Source organism: Acinetobacter sp. CIP 51.11 (assembly GCF_000369665.1).
GTDB classification, from domain to species: domain Bacteria; phylum Pseudomonadota; class Gammaproteobacteria; order Pseudomonadales; family Moraxellaceae; genus Acinetobacter; species Acinetobacter lwoffii_S.
Genome location: NZ_KB850128.1, coordinates 636,430 through 656,270, shown reverse-complemented (window position 1 = coordinate 656,270; position 19,841 = coordinate 636,430). Strand labels below are relative to the sequence as shown.

At 45.7% G+C, this 19,841-nt stretch carries 18 protein-coding genes; 9 read left to right on the top strand and 9 right to left on the bottom strand.

The genetic code is table 11. The annotated features are described in order from the left end of the window. Window positions 1-2 precede the first annotated feature (2 nt). The 4 genes from holA (at window position 3) to F894_RS03325 (ending at window position 5,883) form a co-directional block, all read left to right on the top strand. Window positions 3-989 (top strand): DNA polymerase III subunit delta, encoded by a 987-nt coding sequence (holA, locus tag F894_RS03340; protein WP_004733070.1) that lies wholly within the window; start codon window positions 3-5, stop codon window positions 987-989. Between the two features lie 124 nt (window positions 990-1,113). Beyond that, the gene (locus F894_RS03335) at window positions 1,114-2,475 is read left to right on the top strand and encodes a MacA family efflux pump subunit (protein ID WP_004733071.1); all 1,362 of its coding nucleotides are present in this window, start codon (window positions 1,114-1,116) and stop codon (window positions 2,473-2,475) included. Window positions 2,476-2,477: 2 nt separating this feature from the next. Then, the gene (locus F894_RS03330) at window positions 2,478-4,454 is read left to right on the top strand and encodes a MacB family efflux pump subunit (RefSeq protein ID WP_005245974.1); all 1,977 of its coding nucleotides are present in this window, start codon (window positions 2,478-2,480) and stop codon (window positions 4,452-4,454) included. 10 nt (window positions 4,455-4,464) lie between these two features. Further along, the gene (locus F894_RS03325; RefSeq protein WP_005245972.1) at window positions 4,465-5,883 is read left to right on the top strand and encodes an efflux transporter outer membrane subunit; all 1,419 of its coding nucleotides are present in this window, start codon (window positions 4,465-4,467) and stop codon (window positions 5,881-5,883) included. A gap of 68 nt (window positions 5,884-5,951) precedes the next feature. Here F894_RS03325 and F894_RS03320 read toward each other — a convergent pair whose 3' ends face one another. Further along, window positions 5,952-7,787 (bottom strand): tetratricopeptide repeat protein, encoded by a 1,836-nt coding sequence (locus F894_RS03320; RefSeq protein WP_005245970.1) that lies wholly within the window; start codon window positions 7,785-7,787, stop codon window positions 5,952-5,954. Between the two features lie 98 nt (window positions 7,788-7,885). Continuing rightward, window positions 7,886-8,656, bottom strand: coding sequence for a tRNA threonylcarbamoyladenosine dehydratase (locus F894_RS03315; protein WP_005245969.1), 771 nt, complete (start codon window positions 8,654-8,656; stop codon window positions 7,886-7,888). Window positions 8,657-8,828: 172 nt separating this feature from the next. Here F894_RS03315 and F894_RS03310 point away from each other — a divergent pair, with 172 nt between their 5' ends. Further along, window positions 8,829-9,077: a hypothetical protein gene (locus F894_RS03310; protein ID WP_005245968.1), complete on the top strand. Its 249-nt coding sequence runs from the start codon at window positions 8,829-8,831 to the stop codon at window positions 9,075-9,077. A gap of 36 nt (window positions 9,078-9,113) precedes the next feature. Here the strand turns inward: F894_RS03310 and orn are convergent, their stop codons facing one another. Beyond that, window positions 9,114-9,671, bottom strand: coding sequence for an oligoribonuclease (gene orn / locus F894_RS03305; RefSeq protein WP_005103209.1), 558 nt, complete (start codon window positions 9,669-9,671; stop codon window positions 9,114-9,116). A gap of 125 nt (window positions 9,672-9,796) precedes the next feature. On the opposite strand from orn, the gene rsgA reads away from it, so the two are divergent. From rsgA to secB, 4 genes are all read left to right on the top strand, one after another. Then, window positions 9,797-10,855, top strand: coding sequence for a ribosome small subunit-dependent GTPase A (rsgA, locus tag F894_RS03300; RefSeq protein WP_005103207.1), 1,059 nt, complete (start codon window positions 9,797-9,799; stop codon window positions 10,853-10,855). 93 nt (window positions 10,856-10,948) lie between these two features. Then, complete coding sequence (locus F894_RS03295; RefSeq protein WP_004278386.1) at window positions 10,949-11,356, top strand: rhodanese-like domain-containing protein; 408 nt, start codon at window positions 10,949-10,951, stop codon at window positions 11,354-11,356. A 21-nt stretch (window positions 11,357-11,377) separates the two neighbouring features. Beyond that, window positions 11,378-11,632, top strand: a complete 255-nt coding sequence (gene grxC, locus F894_RS03290; RefSeq protein ID WP_004278388.1) for a glutaredoxin 3 — start codon at window positions 11,378-11,380, stop codon at window positions 11,630-11,632. Window positions 11,633-11,670: 38 nt separating this feature from the next. Then, a complete protein-coding gene (gene secB / locus F894_RS03285) occupies window positions 11,671-12,129 on the top strand; it encodes a protein-export chaperone SecB (RefSeq protein ID WP_004647439.1) in 459 nt (152 codons plus the stop codon). A 176-nt stretch (window positions 12,130-12,305) separates the two neighbouring features. Here secB and F894_RS03280 read toward each other — a convergent pair whose 3' ends face one another. The 6 genes from F894_RS03280 to F894_RS03255 form a co-directional block, all read right to left on the bottom strand. Beyond that, window positions 12,306-13,112 carry an enoyl-ACP reductase FabI gene (locus F894_RS03280; protein ID WP_004647438.1) on the bottom strand — a complete coding sequence of 269 codons (807 nt, stop codon included), beginning with the start codon at window positions 13,110-13,112 and terminating at the stop codon, window positions 12,306-12,308. A 127-nt stretch (window positions 13,113-13,239) separates the two neighbouring features. After that, entirely contained in the window at window positions 13,240-14,061 is an 822-nt protein-coding gene (locus F894_RS03275; protein ID WP_005245967.1) for a TatD family hydrolase, read from the bottom strand. After that, entirely contained in the window at window positions 14,058-15,020 is a 963-nt protein-coding gene (locus F894_RS03270) for an RsiV family protein (RefSeq protein WP_005245966.1), read from the bottom strand. The genes F894_RS03275 and F894_RS03270 overlap by 4 nt, the downstream gene beginning before the upstream one ends. A 44-nt stretch (window positions 15,021-15,064) precedes the next feature. Beyond that, a complete protein-coding gene (locus F894_RS03265) occupies window positions 15,065-15,889 on the bottom strand; it encodes a hypothetical protein (protein WP_005245965.1) in 825 nt (274 codons plus the stop codon). A gap of 111 nt (window positions 15,890-16,000) precedes the next feature. Continuing rightward, window positions 16,001-17,593 carry a peptide chain release factor 3 gene (locus F894_RS03260; protein ID WP_004647433.1) on the bottom strand — a complete coding sequence of 531 codons (1,593 nt, stop codon included), beginning with the start codon at window positions 17,591-17,593 and terminating at the stop codon, window positions 16,001-16,003. 143 nt (window positions 17,594-17,736) lie between these two features. Further along, window positions 17,737-19,590, bottom strand: a complete 1,854-nt coding sequence (locus tag F894_RS03255) for a putative bifunctional diguanylate cyclase/phosphodiesterase (RefSeq protein ID WP_005245963.1) — start codon at window positions 19,588-19,590, stop codon at window positions 17,737-17,739. Between the last annotated feature and the right edge of the window lie 251 nt (window positions 19,591-19,841).

The following is a 19,841-nucleotide window of genomic DNA, read 5'->3' as shown; positions in this document are numbered from 1 at the left end:
TTATGAAACTTGATTATCTGCAAGCCCTGAAACGTGTCGATGAAGCTCGCGGTGCTTGGGTCTTGCATGGTCAAGAGCCTTTGCTGGAACAGAATTTAATTGATGCCTTTCGGGCCAGCTGGCAAAAGCAGGACATTGAACGTCAACGCTATGACATTAGTTCGGTCGCCGACTGGAAAACCGTCTTTAATGCCTTGAACAGCTTGTCGCTGTTTTCAACCCAGTTGGCGATTGAAGTACATGGCAATATCAAACCGGATGCCAGCGCAATCAAGTTACTGAAAAACTATTTGCAGCATAATGAACAAAACCTGCTGTTGGTGGTGATGCCCAAACAGGATAGTAATAGCCTGAAATCCAGTTTCTTTCAGCTGATTGATGCCAATGGTGTGAATGTTTCGCTGGTGGCCAATTATCCAAAAGACCGGCAGCAGATTCTGGGTATTGAAGCTGAAAAACTCGGCATTCGTTTAGCCAATGATGCCTGGCAATGGCTGGAACAACATCATGAGCACAACCTGCTTGCAGCAAAGAACAGCCTGATGCGGGTTAGCGATACCTTTGCTGAAGTCGATATCATTCAGGTTGATCATTTATATGCATGTTTACAAGATCAGTCACGTTATAGCACCTATGATTTGAGCGATGCCCTGCTACAAGGTAATCTTTCCCAGTCGATCAAAATTTTTCAGTATCTAGTCGTTTCAGGTGAACCGATGAGCCTGATTTTATGGAGTCTCAGCAAGGAAATGCGTCTGTTGATGCAGCTGTTTGAACAACCGCAAAATGCCTTGCAAATCGGGATCTGGAAAACCAAAGTCGGGTTATATCAACAAGCCTTGCGCCGTCTCAGCCCACAGACTTTTCTGGCCTGGCCGGGGTTATTATTAAGAATTGATGCCTCAATTAAAGGACTCGGACATGAAAATCCGGAGCATTTGGTACTACAGGCGATTTCCAGTATCTGTGGCAAGCCCCTATTTCACTAAGTCTTTGTCAAAATTCGAAAAATAAAATAATAATCATTCCTATTAGTTTAAAAAAATACACGATTTATCCTAATTTCGCTTTTATAATCGTTCACAATTCTCTGATTTTGAACCGATATTGATCATGCCAAAAATAAAACCGACGAAATTGATTATGGCCGCCGTGATTGCCATTGCGCTCATAGCTGCGGGGTGGTACTTCCTCAAACCCAAAGAACAGCCTCCGCAATATATTACGGCTGAAGTCACCCAAGGCGATATCGAAAGCTCTGTACTGGCGACTGGTATTCTGGAAGCGACCAAGATGGTCAGCGTGGGGGCGCAGGTTTCGGGTCAGGTCAGAAAAATGTATGTAGAACTGGGCGATCAGGTCAAGCAAGGTCAGCTGATTGCGCGGATTGACTCCGTTCGTCAGGAAAATGATTTAAAAACCGCTGAAGCCAGCATTAAAAATCAGATGGCACAACTTGCAGTAAGACAGGCGAATTTGGCCAAAGTTGAAGCTGAATACAACCGTCAGAAAGCCATGTATGCACAGGATGCCACTTCTCGCTCAGAGCTGGAATCGGCATTTGCGAACTATAAAACGGCGCAAGCGGATATCACCGCTATCAATGCACAGATTGAACAGTCGCGTTTGACGCTGGCGACTGCCAAAGAAGATCTTGGCTATACCCAGATTGTAGCCCCGATGGATGGCACGATTGTGGCGATTGTGACTGAAGAAGGTCAAACCGTGAATGCCAACCAGAGTGCACCGACCATTGTTAAACTGGCCAAACTCGACACCATGACCATTAAAGCTGAAATTTCTGAAGCGGATGTCATGAAAGTTGAAGAAGGTCAGACGGTTTATTTCACTACGTTAGGCAATAACGAGAAAAAGATTTACGCCAAACTACGTCAGGTTGAGCCTGCACCCAATTCAATTAATACCGATAGCAATACCTCAAGCTCATCGTCAAGTTCTGCGGTGTATTACAACGCATTGTTCGATGTACCGAATGAAGATGGAAAATTACGTATTGATATGACTGCACAAGTTTATATCGTACTGGATGAAGCCAAAAATGTGCTGACCATTCCTGCTGCGGCCATTCAAGGTTCAAACCGTCCGCCACGTGCCAATCGTGGTGAAGCGCGTGGTGAGGGTTCTCGCGGTGAAGGCAGTCCGGCATCACGTCCTGAAGCTGAATCGGCTCAAGGCAATCGCCCTGCCGGTGAACGTCCAGCGCGTCTAAACCTGTCTGAAGCAGAACTTGCATTGATTGAGCAAGGTAAAGCACAGCGTGGCATGGTTCGTGTCTTGCAAGCCGATGGTACTGCGAAACCAACCCCTGTATTAATCGGCTTGAATAACCGTGCGACTGCGCAAGTGCTGAAAGGTTTAAAACGTGGTGATCAGGTGGTGATTGCCGATGGTTCTGACACCTCCAATGATGCAGCAAAACGCGGTGGCAATAGCCGTGGCCCAATGAGAATGTAAGCATGAATTCACAACAACAGCCTCTCCTCGAGGTGAAAAATCTGGTTCGTGAATTCCCTGCGGGTGAAAGCACGGTCCAGATTTTAAAAGGGGTGAATCTAGAGATTTATCCGGGTGAACTGGTGGCGATTGTCGGTCAGTCCGGTTCCGGTAAATCGACCCTGATGAACATTCTGGGTTGTCTGGACAAACCGACCACGGGTAGCTACAAGGTCAAAGGCCGTGAAACCCGGGAACTGGAAGCGGATGAACTGGCGCAATTACGCCGTGAATATTTCGGCTTTATTTTTCAGCGTTATCATCTGCTGGGCGATTTAAATGCAGCAGGCAATGTCGAAGTCCCTGCGATCTATGCCGGTGCGGATTCATCTGAACGGCATGCGCGAGCCGTCAAGATTCTGACTGATCTCGGTCTGGGTGAAAAAACCCAGAACCGTCCGAGCCAGCTCTCTGGTGGTCAGCAGCAACGGGTTTCGATTGCCCGTGCGCTAATGAATGGCGGTGACGTGATTCTGGCCGATGAACCGACAGGTGCATTGGACAAGAACAGCGGTATTGAAGTGATGCGTATTTTGCGTGAACTGAATGCCAAAGGTCATACCATCATTCTGGTCACGCATGATCATAATGTAGCGAAAAATGCGACCCGGATTATCGAGATTTCAGACGGTAATATCATTTCCGACCAGCCCAATGTTCCTGAAGTCGAAGAGCATCTGGAAAAACAGCCGCTGATCCGCAGTGAACAAAAGAAGATTTCTTCATGGCGTTCTGCAGTTGACCGTCTGGGTGAAGCCTTCCGGATGGCCTTGCTGGCCATGAATGCACATCGCATGCGGACTTTCCTCACCATGCTCGGAATCATTATCGGTATTGCTTCGGTGGTCTCGGTGGTGGCACTCGGTAATGGCTCACAAAAGCAGATTCTGGAAAATATCAGCAGTCTGGGGACCAATACCATTACCGTATTTCAGGGTCGAGGCTTTGGGGATAATTCCAGATCTTCACAGTCCAAAACCCTGATTCCGGCCGATGCCGATGCGCTAGCTGAACAACCGTATGTCGATGGCGTCAGCCCATCGGTGAATAGCAGTGTCACCGGCCGTTATAAAGAAATTGAAGCTTCAGCTACGGTCAACGGCGTCAGTGAAGATTTCTTCTACGTGCGTGGCATGACTTTCCAGTCCGGTCAGCCTTTTGACCGCAGTAGCGTCATGCAACAGGCGCAAGATGTCGTCATTGACACCAATACCAAAAACACCTTCTTTAAGGATGGCACCAATCCGGTGGGTCAGGTGATTTTACTCGGGAGCGTACCGAGCCGGATTATCGGGGTGATTGACGCGCAAAAAGGCATGATGGGCAATAATGACAGCCTGAATGTCTATCTGCCGTATTCCACCGTCATGAGCCGTATGCTGGGGCAATCCAATGTGCGTAGCATCATTGTGCGGATTAAGGATGAATACCCAAGTGCGGCGGCTGAAAATGCGATTCTGAATCTGCTGGTACAGCGACATGGCGCGCAGGATGTGTTTACCCAGAATGCCGACAGTATTCGTGAAACCATTCAGCAAACCACGGCGACCATGACTCTGCTGATTTCAGCAATTGCGGTAATTTCACTGGTGGTCGGCGGAATTGGGGTCATGAACATCATGCTGGTATCGGTAACCGAACGTACTCAGGAAATTGGTGTGCGTATGGCGGTGGGTGCCCGTCAAAGTGATATTTTGCAGCAATTCCTGATTGAAGCCGTTCTGGTCTGTATCTTGGGTGGTATTTTGGGTGTGCTGCTTTCCCTCGGGATTGGCCAATTAATTACCCATTTTGCCGGCGGTACTTTCCAGATGGCGTATTCAACCACTTCGATTGTAGCGGCCTTTGTCTGCTCAAGCCTGATCGGGATTGTGTTTGGCTTTATCCCGGCACGTAACGCTGCTCGTCTGAATCCAGTCGATGCGCTCTCTCGCGAATAAGGAATCTGATATGCAAATGAATTTAACCAAGCTTGCCAGTGCCCTGTTGCTGGGAAGCTCGCTGGTCGGTTGTGCCGCAGTGGTGAAAACCCCCTATGAACAGCCTGCGATCAATATGCCGGGCAGCTTTCAAAACAATAAGGTGCTTAGTCAGCAGATTCATGCCGATATTTTGGCAGATCAATGGTGGACTTTATTTAAAGATCCGCAATTAAATAATTTGGTGAAGGAAGTATTGGCGCAGAATACCGATCTGGCAGTGGCCGGCATCAGTTTACAACAGGCCCGTATTCAAGCCAGACAAGCTCAAAGTCAGCAAGGCGTTCGCGTCGGTGATGCAAGAATTTCAACGGGCCATCGTTTTAGCCTAGATGGTGGCGGCGATTCTTCGACGGGTCTTTCACTGGGTTATCCGGACTTAAGCTATGAGCTGGACCTGTTTGGTAAACTGGCCAATCAGACTGAAGCGGCACGCTGGGAAGCACTGGCCTCTGAAGAAGACTTGCAGGCAACCGCACAAAGCCTGATTGGCACCACGGCACAATTGTACTGGCAACTGGCTTATCTGAATGAACGTTATAGTGTGGTACAGCAAAATCTGGCGACCGCGCAAAAAACCTATGATCTGGTGCGGGTGCAATATCGTGCCGGCGCAGTATCCGGTCTGGATTTAACCCAGGCGGAACAGGCAATTCAAAGTCAACAGGCGACTTTAAGCCAGATTGAACAGCAACGTGTGGAAACACGTACCGGACTCGCGGTATTGCTGCACATGCCGGTTCAACAGCTCGTGATTCAAGAGCCAAGCCGTTTACCGAATATTCAATTGCCGAGTATTCAGGCTGACTTACCGGCGAGTTTGTTGTCACGTCGCCCTGACCTTCGAGCGACTGAACTGCGCTTGCGTAAGGCACTAGCCAATAAAGATGCCAACAAAGCCAGCTACTATCCATCCATTAGTTTGACCGGTAATCTGACCACCGGTATTGGCAGCAGTACTTCCCTCTCGAATGCCCTGAAAAATCCGGTTGCAACTTTAGGTGCTGGTCTGACTTTGCCTTTCCTGCAATGGAATGACATGAAACGTGATCTGCAAGTCAATGAGCTGGAATATGAAAAAGCCATTATCCAGTATCGCCAGACCATGTATGAAGCCTTTGCCGATGTGGAAAATGCCTTATCGAATCGGACTGAGCTCACTAAGCAGGTGGCTTTGCAGCAACGCAATGTTGAGCTGGCAGAAAGAACTGAACGCTTGACTGAAGTGCGTTATCGTAATGGTGCAGTCGCTTTAAAGAACCTGCTGGATGCACAGGAAACTACGCACAATGCGCGGCTGTCTTTGGTGCAAACCCGACAGAATCAATATAATGCCTATGTCACCTTGATGCAGGCATTGGGTGGTAGCCCGATTAAACAATTGCCTTAACAAAGCTTGATTCATAAAAAAACCGCTGTTAGACAGCGGTTTTTTTAGCTCGTATGATTTGAGCCAGTTTATTTCATTTGCAAATACGCATTCACATTTTTCAATAATTCAATTGATCGTTCATGTCCGAGCAAACTGCCCTTTTCCAGCCAGTCCCGTGCAATCCCAATATCACGCTCCACGCCAATGCCTTTGGTATATAAACGCCCAAGATGACTATAGGCATCTGCATTCACCTGCGCTGCCGCCTGCTGATAATACTGTACGGCTTGCTCAATATTACTCTCAACACCTTGACCTTGCTCATAGGCTTCACCCAGAGCATTTAGCGCCACACCATTCTGCTGAGCGGCTGCTTTTTGCAGATAGCTCAAGCCTAAGGCAATACCCTGCGCAATCTGTTGCCCTTCAAGATACTTCAAGCCCAATTCTGCTTGTGCCTGGGCATGACCCAATTGCGCAGCTTGATGCAGATAGCGATTTGCCAACTCTAAATTGTTCACAAAGACAGGATAAATGCCTGACAGAGCCTGATACAGGAACCAGGCTGCTTCCTTGGAGCCTTTCGCAACCGCCTGATTCAGATACTGGACGGCTTTGTCGCGTGTCGGCAATGGATATTCCGCCAGACTATAAAAACGCCCGACGATATAAATTAAATCCGCTTCAGACTGAGCCACAATCTGCCAATAGTGTTGTGCCGCGCTCTGAATCATTTGTGTGGCTTTGGCAATGTCTTTTACTGTACCGACACCATTTAAATAACACAGCGCTAGCCCCATCTGTGCAGACACATCATCAGGACTAAGCTGATAGGCAGCCTGATATAACTCAAATGCTTTTTGCGGTTCGTTGGCCACCAGGTGCTGCTCAAAGTACAGCGCAGCAATCATGCATAATGCAGGCGCATGCTGACTGTTGGCCGCTTCCGACCAGTAACGAAATGCCATGGTTTCATTTTTATCAACATACCAGCCATGAAAATAAGCCAGCCCGATTAAAGTCTTGGCTTGTGCATCGGCATGCTCTTTGGACTGCTGCAATAAATGCTGGAACACGCGTTGACGCTGGTCGGTATCGATACGGCCTTGCAACACACCGGCATAATAGTCATACAGACCTTTCTGGTCACCGAGACTGATACAACGTTTAATAAATTGCAGCGATTGCGTCAGGTCTTGGGGCAGAATCTGACCATGCGCATAATCATCGGCGATCTGCTGATTGGCAGCCAAATGATCTTGCTGTGCCGCCAGAAACAGATAATGAATTCCCTGAACCAAATCTTGCGTTGCTGAATCTGCCAGATAATACTGCGCCAGCTGATATTGTGAATTGGCATGTCCCTGCCCGGCATTTTGAATTAATAATGCTAGACGCTGTTTTTCTGCAGCAATCTCGTTTTGAGAATGGTCTTCGGTAGAAGAAAGTTCAGTGATACGATATTGGGCATCCAAATTGCCACGTGCTACCGCATGTCGGTACCAGTACAGCGCTTTTTCCGGATCAGCCATTTGATAGCGCTCTTCCTCATAAATCTGCCCCAAATGATAAGCTGCTTCATCACTACCCAAACGAAAGGCTTTGTCTAAATAGCTAATCGCATTTTCAGTATTTTGCTCATGTCCCAGACCTTGCAGATGCATTAGGCCCATACCTACATAGGCTTGTGGAATTTCCTGTTGCTGAGCCAGTCCCTGATAAATCTGATAGGCACGTTCATAATTCGGATGTTCCGGATCTGAACTCAAACGTGCTGCATGTTTCAGTTGAGCATCAATCTGCTCAATCCATAAATCATGTTGTACAGCCTTCGCCTGATCACGTTTCACCGGATCCGGACGTTTCCACATCCAGATCGCCAACGCCCCTATCCCCAAAATCAGTACCAGCAAGAACCACATAGCTGCTCCAAAACATTATTTTTGTTCTGCGAATGAATCCTTTCATTCTAAACGCCAGTTTAAAAAAAGCACATAGATTGTGCTTTTTATTTTTTAAATCAGGCTTTTGCTCTTTTACTATCGAGCTTTTTCAAACCTTCTGCCACGGCAACCATGGCAAAGCTTGAAGTTACCACCACGGCAGAACCATAACCACCGCAGCGCAAGCCGGCACTGGCACACACATCGGCACTGGAGAATGGATTATCGATGGAATAGACACAAGTAATGCCGAATTTTTCTTTAGGCTTTTTGCAGATGCCTTTAGCACGTAACTGGGCACGCAATTTGGCCAGCATCGGGTCCTGTTCGGTTTTAGATAAATCGGCGACCCGAATTTTCAGCGGATCCAGTTTACCCCCTGCCCCGCCCGATACGATTAACGGAATCTTGTTAAAACGACAATGTAACATCAAGGCGAATTTAGCTTTCACATCATCGATGCAATCTAAAATCAGATCCGGTGTCGGAGCTAAAATTTCTTTGATATTCTCAGGCGTCAGGTAATCATCAATCAGATTGATTTTAATGCGTGGATTAATTGCACGGCAACGCTCGGCCATGACTTCAATTTTTTCATGACCCAAGGTGGTACTCATGGCAGGTAACTGACGGTTAATATTAGACGCGGCCACCACATCCATATCAACCAAGGTCAGCTCGCCCACACCACTACGTGCCAGAGCTTCTACTGCCCATGAACCGACACCACCGATGCCAATCACCATCACATGACTTTTTTCATAATGATTAAAGCTGTCTTCTCCATAAATTTTGGCAACACCGGCAAAGCGGCGCTCATATTCATCGTCTTGAAGCAGATCAGTCATAAGTCATCAATAGCAGTTAAATCACGGTTTATTTTAACAAAGTCAGCATTGTTTTACTGCTCCTAAAATTTCGATACAAAATCCCTCAGGAAAATCAGAAAGATAAATTCAGGAACACCTTATAATTGAATAAAATTTATACATATAATTTTAAATATAGGAGTCAAACTCTGTGCTCATCAATGCTCTTTTGACTCTCAACTTTATACTGATTGCGTTACATTTATATTTTTACAGCAGCCAAAAGCAGAAAAACTATGGGCTGAGTATTTTTATTCGTTTGCTGACTTTAGGCTTGTTTAGCTTTGTGATCTTGGATCGTTATGAAACCCAGAGCCATTTGATTTTGGTGCTTGTATCGTGGGCCATATTTGAAATCATAGAGGGCCTTTTTAAAAAGAAAAAAGCCTCAGCACCATAAAAAAAGAGGCTTACGCCTCTTTTTCATCTATCGGAATTAGTCTTTATTCATGATGAAAAAATATTCACGATAGTATTTCAGCTCAGCAATCGAATCACGAATGTCATCCATCGCCAGATGCGAGGCATTTTTCTTGAGACCGCTCATGATTTCCGGGCGCCAGCGTTTGGCTAGTTCTTTCACTGAAGAGACATCCAGATTACGGTAATGGAAATACTGTTCCAGTTCAGGCATCAGGCGGTGCAAGAAACGGCGATCCTGACAGATCGAGTTACCACACATCGGTGAAGATTTTGGATTGACCCATTTTTTCAGGAATTCAAGGGTTTGCTGCTCGGCATCCTGAGCGGTCAGTTTACTGCGACGCACACGCTCAATCAGACCGGACTGACCATGCTGGCGAGTGTTCCACTCATCCATGGCATTTAACAGACGTGCAGGCTGATGTACCGCAAGCACAGGACCTTCAGCCAAAATATTCAAATTGTCATCGGTTACAATTGTTGCAATTTCAATAATTTGATCATTGTCTGTGTCTAGACCTGTCATTTCAAGGTCAATCCAAATCAGGCGGGTATCAGCGGTGCTGCTCATAAATGTGCAATCTTATTGGGTTTAAAAACAACTATAGTAGCAAATTAATTACATCTTGGGTGTCATTCGGGGGCTGCTTCATGCTATTTTTGCCATCTGATTTACCCGGTTTTTTTAGGATATGAATGGCCTTAATACGTAAGCGTCGTCTGACAGAGCAACAACAGCGCCGCATTCAGAAACAACAGAAAACACGTCAAGAAGATCTCGATACCTCCAGTGATCTTGAAGGTTTAGTGGTGCAACATTATGGCCGCCAACTTGAAGTGCAAGCTTTGTCTCGCCCTGACATTCACCCTGAAAAACCTGTGGTCGCCGATGGTGAGCCTGAACCTTTCTGGAAAGAGATTGAACTGGACAGCGTCTGGCGCTGTCATACTCGAACCAATCTGGATTTATTGGTCACGGGTGACCGGGTCAAATGGCAAGCCGATCCGAATACCGGTTTAGGAATTATCACCGCGATTCATCCCCGAAAATCCTTATTGACACGCCCCGACCGCTATCACAAGGTTAAACCGGTAGCGGCCAACATTTCACTGATTGTGATCGTGTTTGCACCATTGCCTGAGCCAGCGCCGGGCCTGATCGACCGTTATCTGGTGGCCTGTGCCGATGCCGATATTCCTGCATTGCTGGTGATGAATAAAGCCGATTTGTTAAAAGAAAACGATCCGATTCTGACTCTGCTGCAAGAATATCAAGATCTCGGTTATGAAGTGATGCAGACCCAATCCGATGGCGACCTGACTGCACTGTCTAATCGTCTGGAAAATGAAACGGTGGCTTTCGTCGGTCAATCTGGTGTGGGTAAAAGCACGCTGATTAATGCGATCGTGCCGGATGCCGCACAGAAAACCAATATTATTTCGGAAAACTCGGCACTTGGTCAGCACACTACGACATCAACGCGCTTGATCGGTTTTGGTGAAGGTGCCGCCCTGATTGACTCTCCGGGAATTCGTGAATTTGGCCTGTGGCATCTGACTTTAGATAAGGTACAAAGCGGCTTTCCTGAAATTGAAAACCTGCTCGGCCATTGTCAGTTCCGTAACTGTACCCATAAGCATGAAAAACAATGTGCTTTGCGTCAGGCTGCTGCCGCAGGTGAAATTTTACCGCGCCGACTGGACAGCTATTTACGTTTAATCGACGAAATCACTGAAGCACAGCAAAAAAATTAATTTTCTTAACCCTTGGCCCTTGAAGCGGTGATTTTGATCACCATATTTATGAGCTATACTCTTGGCAATTTTAAAATTGTAATTAGGTGAATTGTGGAACGTTGGTTCGAGTTTATGGGGAATCACCCCTTCTTATTTGGAACACTCGCGGTATTAGTGGTTTTGTTCTTCATTATCGAAGGTCAACGTAACGGTCGCAAAATTTCTCCGCAATCGCTGGGAATTTTAGTCAAAGCAAAAAATGCCATGCTGATTGATTTACGTGATGCCAAAGACTTCCGTGAAGGTCATATCAGCGGCAGCCGTAATATTCCATATAGCCAGATTACAAAACATGTTGAAGAGCTGAAAGCATCTGATCGCCCTTTGGTGTTCATTTGTAACCTTGGACAGGTGGCTGGTACTGCATTACAGCAGGTTGGTCATGCCGATGCCTACCGTCTTGATGGCGGCGTCAGCAACTGGAAAGCTCAAGGTTTACCTTTGGTGAAAAGCAAATAATCCACGAACAGGAGATTGATCATGGCTGAAGTTACTATTTACTCGACGACAGTGTGTCCTTATTGCGTGCGTGCAAAACAGCTACTGGAACGTAAGGGTGTGGCATATAAAGAGATTAACTTGTCTCAAGAAGCGCCTGAAGTACGTCTTGAATTGATGCAGCGTACCAATCACCGTACCGTGCCACAAATTTTTATTAATGATCAGTTCATCGGTGGTTTTGACCAACTTTATGCTTTAGAGCGTGAAGGCAAACTTGATGAATTGCTGGCTTAACCTTACTAAAATTATCACTTCATATTAAGGATCAAAAAATGAGTGAAGAACAACAAGCTCAACCACAATTGGCATTAGAGCGTATTTACACCAAAGATATTTCTTTTGAAGTTCCTGGGGCGCAAGTTTTTACCAAGCAATGGCAACCTGAGTTAAACATCAATCTTTCTTCTTCTGCAGAAAAAATTGATGAAACTCATTTTGAAGTAGCTTTGAAAGTCGTGGTTCAAGCAACCAACGAAGGTGATACCGCGTTTATCGTTGATGTCACTCAAGCTGGTATTTTCCTGGTGGATGGCGTTGAAGAAGAGCGTCTTCCATACATCCTAGGCGCATACTGCCCGAACATCCTGTTCCCGTTCCTACGTGAAGCAGTGAATGATATGGTGACTAAAGGTAGCTTCCCACAATTGCTATTGACTCCAATCAACTTCGATGCTGAATTTGAAGCCAATATGCAACGTGCGCAAGCCGCTGCTGTGGATGGTCAAGCTTAATTGCTGTCCTTCAAATCTAAAAAAAGACCGCTTATGCGGTCTTTTTTTAGATTTGAGTGGCCTCCCCCTTTATCAAAGGGGGAATGAGGGGGGATTTTAATCATTTCCTCACTCAGAGGAAGAAGTCATTTCCCTCTCTCTAACTCTCTCCCTGAGGGAGAGAGGACTTATAGGATTTATTCCGCGTCTGCCATCAAATCAGCGCTCATACCAACAGTGTTAAAACCGGCATCAACATACAGGATTTCACCAGTGATTCCGTTGGCCCATGGCGAGCACAGGAATAAGGCAGCATTACCGACATCTTCAATCGTCACATTACGTTTCAGTGGTGCAACTTTCTCATTCAGGTCCAGCATTTTACGGAATGATTTAATACCTGAAGCTGCCAAAGTACGGATGGGACCCGCAGAGATCGCGTTCACACGAATACCTTCCTGCCCCAGGCTAGACGCCAAATAACGTACGCCAGCTTCTAAAGAGGCTTTGGCCATACCCATCACGTTATAGTTTGGCATTACACGCTCAGAACCTTGATAGGTCAATGTCAGCAAACAGCCTTGACGAACTTGCAACAAAGGTTTTGCCGCACGTGCCATTGCGATAAAGCTATAGGCACTGATGTCATGCGCAATATTAAAACCTTCACGATCCGTGATTTCGGTGAAGTCACCATCCAGCGTATGTGCTGGTGCAAAACCAATGGAGTGCACCACGCCGTCCAGACCATCCCAGTGTTTCGCCAGTTCAGCGAATGCATGGTCAATTTCAGCATCTACTGCCACATCACAAGGAAAAACCAGTTTCGAACCAAACTGTTCAGCAAAGTCATCTACCCGCTTTTTCAGCTTTTCATTTGGATAAGTAAAAGCCAATTCAGCACCTTCACGATGCAATGCCTGAGCAATACCAAAAGCAATCGATAATTTACTCGCAATGCCCGCGATCAAGAAGCGCTTACCCGCCAAAAGTCCTTGTGCCATGTGAATCTCACCTAAAAAAATGTATATGGCATGATGCCAAGTCTGAAGCATTTTAGAAATTGCATAATGCACCTTTTTTTCTATTTATGATGAACCGGGAATTTAAGACCGAGTTAAGAGCGTTAAATTAAATGGCCAGATGCAGGGCCTGATGAGTATTTTGCCAGAGCTGTTCAGCCAGTTCCTCTTTGTGCATATGTAGACTCTTTGCCAGTCCTTGCAGCACATAAGGTAAATTTGCAGGTGTATTTCGGGTACGTTGCTCGGTCGAGCTTTGACAACAGAGTGGCGTCATATCCGGACAGTCAGTTTCCAATACCAGATGTTCTGGTCCGACATACTGCACCACTTGATGAAGTTTTTTGGCATTTAGATTGGTGATTTGCCCGGTGATGCCCAGTTTGAATCCTAATTTGATAAAGGCCTTGGCTTCCTCAATCCCACCACCAAAGGCATGCGCAATGCCGCCCTGTTTAAACTGCTGCTGTTTTAAAATCTGCAAAACCTCCGCATGCGATTTGCGGATATGCAGCAAAACCGGCTTATCAAATTGCTGTGCCAGTTCAAGCTGTGCAGCAAAAAAATCTTTTTGCTTCTGAAAAATTTCCGCCTGTTTGTGCTGTTTTAAAAAGGTATCCAGACCGATTTCGCCAATGGCAATGCATGGTTCAGTTTTGAGCAGCCGTTCCAAATCGTATAGATGTTCAGCCTGATGCTGTTCAATATAAAACGGATGCAAGCCGGGTGCCAAATGGCTTTGCGGGGCATTTTCCAGATCATTGATGAAGTGATGGGTCCTTAACAAATCTTGAAAACGGTTTTGCAAAAAACCAATTAAAACCAGATGATCGACACCTACCGCTTTGGCCGTATAGGCCAACTGTTCCCGATCAGGATCAAAATCGGGAACATCAAAATGGGTATGCGTATCAAACAGTTTTAAGGTCATTTGGCTTTTGCAGCAGATGCTGGCTGTGCCTCGGAGGCAGCTTTTTCAGTTTGAGGCAGATATTCGGGTTTCAGCACACCTTGTAACTGCTCATAAGGAATCATCAGACGTGGCAAGCCAACAACATATGGCCCAATTTCATATTCGGCATACTGCAATATCAAGCCGTCTTTGCCCAGATAGAAGTTATCGGTAAGCTTGAACTTCCAGGCCTGTTCATATTCGGCGACATCTTTGGCCAGCTTGGACTCTACCACCCAGGTTTTAAACGCATCATAAGCACGCGCTTCCAGTTGGGCTTTCTGTTTGGCCGCAATAATGTCATCCAGCTTAACCAATTTTTTCTGCTCCAGATCAAAATTATAATAAGTCTGTGCAGATGCGCCGTGTGCGCCTCCCAGATAATAACTGCTGTTCAGAACCACGGTCGCCAAAGGATCTCCTGAATTCAAAATCTTGGGCTTAATCATCAGGCTAATACTATGACTGGCACTCAGGGCCTTGAGCTCTTTATCCAGATTCAAGAAAGTCTGCATATAAGGTTGAGTTTGCTGCTCAAGCTGCTGTTTTGGTGTCACCACTGTTGCTAAAGCAGCTTTGGGTTCAGAGGCGGCAACGTCTGCTTCGCTGGCAGCGCTCACTTTTGCCGGTTCAATCGCATCAAGAGACAGGATATTTTTCAACTGTTGCAGAATCTGCTGGTCGATCCATTCATCAATAAAGCTCTGATTACTGTTCAGACGTTCGATCGAAATTTCCGGACAGCTTTTGTCTTCACATTCTGGAATCGCCAGCTTGAGCTTTTCGGTATCGCCGCTGAGTTTAAGTGCTTCAGCTTCGGCTTGTAGCACCTCGGAAGCACTTGATTCTTCCGGCTCATTACTCTTCGGCTGACAGGCACTCAGCAAGATCGCTGATGCCAGGATGGATAGACAAAAGATATTCTTGTATTTTGGCATTCATTCACCTTTTTGGAACCTGTACGCTTGCAGGATCATGAGCTTTAAAACATATGCTGATAGATATCAGCTTTCAAGACCTGTTGTGTTTGTTGTTTTGTTAAATAAATATCCAGTTGTTTGGCATCTTTGCTAATTTCATGGCTGCGAAAATGCAGCCCAATGCCTTCCTGATCAAAGAACCAGTCAGCCTGTCCCCAATACAGTTTTTTCGGCGCTTTCTGCTGAACTTGCTGATCGTTTTCTTTGAGCCATGTATCATAGGCTTGCTGAATAATCTGATCCATTACTAACTGTTGCTTAGGATCGACAATATCCAGTGGGGTTAGCATTTTCTGCTGGCGACGATCAGCCACAAAAAAATAATAGCGCTCATGCACGCTGACATTTTCCTGTTTGGTATCGACCCCAATCTGCATCAATACATATTGATTGCGTTGGTAAGGAATACGGGTATATAGCGATAACTCATAAGCCTTGTTCAGATTGAGCTGCGCCTGCCACGCATCCGATTTTTTTACATAGGCATTGATCGCCTGCTGTAAATTCATGTCTTGTTTCAAGCCGATTTGATCCTGAATCACTTTGGCCTGCTGCTTTTCAATCCATTGGTTCATCCATGGATCAACCGTATGCAAGGTCTGAATATCCAGATTGATACAGTTTTTATTTTCACAAAATGGCAAGGCAATCTCGGCCGGCTGCTCTTGAATATTCAGATAAGGCAAAACATCTGCGGTCTGCTGAGCTGCGGTGATTTGCTCATTTTCCGGAGTATTAACAGGCTCTTTTTCGCTTTGATCACAGCCACTCAGGACAAGACTTAAACCAATCACAGAACCGAGGACGACTTCCTTGCTGAGCTTCATTCTCTTTGCTATATCTATCGAGTTATTAATTGCTTAAATGTAGCATAAAATAAAACAGCTTCCGGAGAAGCTGTTTGATATTTTTAAACTTTAGCTGCGGAACGTTAAAGTTTAGTGTTCACGCGTATTGTGGAACACGATGTCCGGATAACGTTCTTGCATCAGCTGCAAATTCACGCGGCTTGGTGCGAGATATGTCAAATGACCACCACCATCGACAGACAACTGGTCATGAGCTTTTTTCTTGAATTCGTTGAATTTCTTCTCATCATCGCAAGACACCCAACGTACTGTGTTGATGCTGACCGGTTCGTAAACACAATCAACTTTGTATTCTTCTTTCAGACGGTAAGCCACCACTTCAAACTGTAGCACACCCACCGCACCCACGATCAGGTCGTTGTTATTCTGTGGCATGAATACCTGGGTTGCCCCTTCTTCAGAAAGCTCTTTCAGACCTTTTTGCAGCTGCTTGGATTTTAATGGATCCTTCAAGCGGACACGGCGGAACATTTCAGGCGCAAAGTGCGGAATACCGGTAAACTGAAGTTTCTCACCCGAGGTAAATGTATCACCGATCTGAATGGTGCCATGGTTATGCAGACCAATAATATCACCCGGCCAAGCTTCTTCCAGATGCTGACGATCGCCAGCCAGGAAAGTTAAGGCATCGCTGATGCGCACATCTTTGTCCAGACGCACATGCTTCATCTTCAAGCCTTTTTCATACTTGCCTGAACAGATCCGCATGAAAGCAATACGGTCACGGTGCTTCGGATCCATATTGGCCTGAATCTTGAAGACGAAACCGGTAAAGCCTTCTTCATCCGCTTCCACAACACGATCTTGGGTCGGATGGGCTTTAGGAGATGGCGCATATTGACTGAAAGCATCCAGAACATGGTCGACACCAAAATTACCCAAGGCTGTACCGAACAACACAGGCGTTTGACGACCGGCCAGAAATTCTTCGCGGTCTAAAGGCTCATTGGCCATTTGTACCAGTTCAAGCGATTCTTCAAATGCCGCCCAAGCCAGTTCACCCACTTTCTCACGAAGATCAGGATAGTCATAACCATCACGCACTTCGATCTCAGTAATCACTGAACCGAAACCGGCTTTATACACGTAGAATTTTTCTTCGATTAAATTAAATACACCGGCAAAATCACGGCCTGTACCGAGTGGCCAGGTGATCGGGACACATTTAATTTTTAGAACGTTTTCGATTTCATCCAGAAGCTCAAGCGGTTCACGGATTTCACGGTCCATTTTGTTGACGAATGAGATGATCGGGGTATCGCGCATACGACACACTTCCATCAATTTAATGGTTCGGTCTTCGACACCTTTTGCACCATCAATCACCATCAGCGCCGAGTCTACTGCGGTTAGGGTACGGTAGGTATCTTCCGAGAAGTCTTCATGTCCTGGGGTGTCCAGAAGATTGATCATCTTGTCTTTAAAAGGAAATTGCATCACCGAGGTGGTAATCGAGATACCACGCTCTTTTTCCATTTCCATCCAGTCCGATGTTGCGGCCCGGTCAGATTTACGGCTTTTTACCATCCCGGCCACCTGAATAGCCTGACCCCATAACAGCAATTTTTCTGTCATGGTGGTTTTACCGGCATCGGGGTGGGAAATAATAGCGAACGTACGTCGCTGGGCGACTTGTGCCGCCAGTTCTTGCTTAAAGCTCATGAAATACACCTACTGCTCAATGCACAGCATTCGAGATCAAATTCGATCAATATGAAAAAAATTGGCGATATTGTAGCAGAGTTTCAGGGTGGAGTTCCGTTAGCCATGTTGTCTATCCTGACGCTCAATGAATTAGAGCGCTATTAACGGAATTGTAAGTTTTCTAGTCGTTGTTCATCTACCGGCAAGCCCAGCAAAAAGCCTTGTAACTGTTCACAACCGAGCCGGGTTAAAATTTCTGCTTGCGCTTCTGTTTCAACACCTTCGGCGGTCACCACCAAGCCCAGTTTTATGGCCAGCTGAATAATGCTTTCCAGAATCATTTCCTCTTTGGAGCCGACTGCCAGATTTTTGATAAATTCCCGGTCAATTTTTAACTCATCTACGGCGAAATTCTTTAAATAGAGAAAACTGGAATGCCCTGTACCAAAATCATCAATGGCTAGACGGATGCCCATTTGTCTTAAGCGCTTAAAGCTGCGCATACTCACATCAATATGATGCATGGCAGTCGATTCAGTAATCTCGATCATTAAATGCTGAGGACTGATTTTATATTGTGCAAATAACTTTTCTAAAGTACTAAACAAATGCTTATGCTCAAATTGTACTGCAGACAAATTGACCGCGATAGGGAAAAATTCAGTATGTGTCTGTTGCCATTTTTGAATCTGCTGACAGGCCAGCTCCAATGCACAATAGCCCATTTGAATAATCAGTCCGGTTTTTTCAGCCGCATTGATAAACAGATTCGGGCCGAGCAAACCAAACTGGGGATGGTTCCAGCGAATTAATGCCTCTACCCCACACAAGCTACGGTCTTTGGTCCGAAACTTGGGCTGATAAAACAGCACAAACTGCTGCTCTTCCACGGCTTTATATAGGTCATTAATCAGGGTACTCTGGCTCTTGCTTTCATCCTGGTCGGTAGAATAATTAAAGACTGAATAGGTATTGCGCCCCTGATACTTGGAACTCAGCATGGCGGCATCAGCATTGACCAGCAGATCCTGTAAATTCTTGCCGTGTTCCGGATACATGGCAATGCCAATACTGCCCGAGATATGAATACTCTTGCCTTCAATCAGGAAACTTTCCTGAATCAGTTCAAGAATCTGTTCTGACATTTTTGCAGCTTTGGCGACAGATGTGTTTTCCAGTACCAGCAGAAATTCATCCCCACCAATTCTGAGCAGCTTGGAATGATGGCCTAATAACAGATGAATCCGCGTGGTCAATTGAATCAGCAACTGATCGCCGACCAGATGGCCAAATACATCATTGACTGCCTTAAAACGATCCAGATCGATATATAAAAAAGCAATTTCATGCTGCTGTTCGGACTGACCTGAAAACAGCAGATTTGCATATTCAGCCAGATACAAACGGTTAGGTAATTTGGTCAGATTGTCCTGAATGGTTTGATTTTCAATTTGTTGATTGGCCCATGCAAGCTGACGGTTGCGTAATCCCACACGCAGTTCGGATACGACGATACACATCAGCGTCACCAGCAGCAATCCACTCATAAGTACCACGGCCAGAAATAGCTGATCATGTGCCTGAACTAATTCCGGTGACTGTTGCACATGGGCAGCAGTAAAATTGAATGACATCATGCTAATACAGTGCATGCCAAAGATGCCGAGTGCGATCACACCTGCTACGAGAACTGCCCGGAAAAATGACCAGGTACTTCTGGTACTTAACCAGAGGGTAAACATAGCGGCAATACATATCACCAGAACAGATAGAAGCAGCGCCCCCCAATCCAGCTCGTATTTATTCAGCACAAAACCTGCTGTCAGCCCGATAAAATGGATCAACCAGATGAGTAGGCCCAATAGTATGGCGGTTAGCATTAAACTGAAGATTTTAAAGTTTGGCTGTGAAGCGCCTGAAGCAATTTTTTTAATCCGTGCGATGAGAGAGCAAGCGACCAATGCAGAAAGAACGGAGCTGATGACCAGACCAATATCATGCTGAATGTCAATCATATAAAATGTTCCCCAGCGGTGATCATTTTTATTATGCTCTGCACTGATATTTCCATTTTCACCCGGTCAAATTTGAGCTCAGTAAAATCTCAAGACTGACCATCTATGCAAGCCAATTGGTCTGCAACAACATCAGTCTTAACTAAAATTTAGAATTTATATTTCTTTCTTTTGAAGTTGAGAATTGCCTCAAAAATAAGACTCAACAGAAAAATAAAATACAACTTATATATTAGAAGTGTTTCAAATTT

Bases quoted from the DNA above. Each gene is read 5' to 3' on its own strand.
- holA (WP_004733070.1), top strand. From the start codon at position 3: ATGAAACTTGATTATCTGCAAGCCCTGAAACGTGTCGATGAAGCTCGC.
- F894_RS03335 (WP_004733071.1), top strand. From the start codon at position 1,114: ATGCCAAAAATAAAACCGACGAAATTGATTATGGCCGCCGTGATTGCC.
- F894_RS03330 (WP_005245974.1), top strand. From the start codon at position 2,478: ATGAATTCACAACAACAGCCTCTCCTCGAGGTGAAAAATCTGGTTCGT.
- F894_RS03325 (WP_005245972.1), top strand. From the start codon at position 4,465: ATGCAAATGAATTTAACCAAGCTTGCCAGTGCCCTGTTGCTGGGAAGC.
- F894_RS03320 (WP_005245970.1), bottom strand. From the start codon at position 7,787: ATGTGGTTCTTGCTGGTACTGATTTTGGGGATAGGGGCGTTGGCGATC.
- F894_RS03315 (WP_005245969.1), bottom strand. From the start codon at position 8,656: ATGACTGATCTGCTTCAAGACGATGAATATGAGCGCCGCTTTGCCGGT.
- orn (WP_005103209.1), bottom strand. From the start codon at position 9,671: ATGAGCAGCACCGCTGATACCCGCCTGATTTGGATTGACCTTGAAATG.
- rsgA (WP_005103207.1), top strand. From the start codon at position 9,797: ATGGCCTTAATACGTAAGCGTCGTCTGACAGAGCAACAACAGCGCCGC.
- grxC (WP_004278388.1), top strand. From the start codon at position 11,378: ATGGCTGAAGTTACTATTTACTCGACGACAGTGTGTCCTTATTGCGTG.
- secB (WP_004647439.1), top strand. From the start codon at position 11,671: ATGAGTGAAGAACAACAAGCTCAACCACAATTGGCATTAGAGCGTATT.
- F894_RS03280 (WP_004647438.1), bottom strand. From the start codon at position 13,112: ATGGCACAAGGACTTTTGGCGGGTAAGCGCTTCTTGATCGCGGGCATT.
- F894_RS03275 (WP_005245967.1), bottom strand. From the start codon at position 14,061: ATGACCTTAAAACTGTTTGATACGCATACCCATTTTGATGTTCCCGAT.
- F894_RS03270 (WP_005245966.1), bottom strand. From the start codon at position 15,020: ATGCCAAAATACAAGAATATCTTTTGTCTATCCATCCTGGCATCAGCG.
- F894_RS03265 (WP_005245965.1), bottom strand. From the start codon at position 15,889: ATGAAGCTCAGCAAGGAAGTCGTCCTCGGTTCTGTGATTGGTTTAAGT.
- F894_RS03260 (WP_004647433.1), bottom strand. From the start codon at position 17,593: ATGAGCTTTAAGCAAGAACTGGCGGCACAAGTCGCCCAGCGACGTACG.
- F894_RS03255 (WP_005245963.1), bottom strand. From the start codon at position 19,590: ATGATTGACATTCAGCATGATATTGGTCTGGTCATCAGCTCCGTTCTT.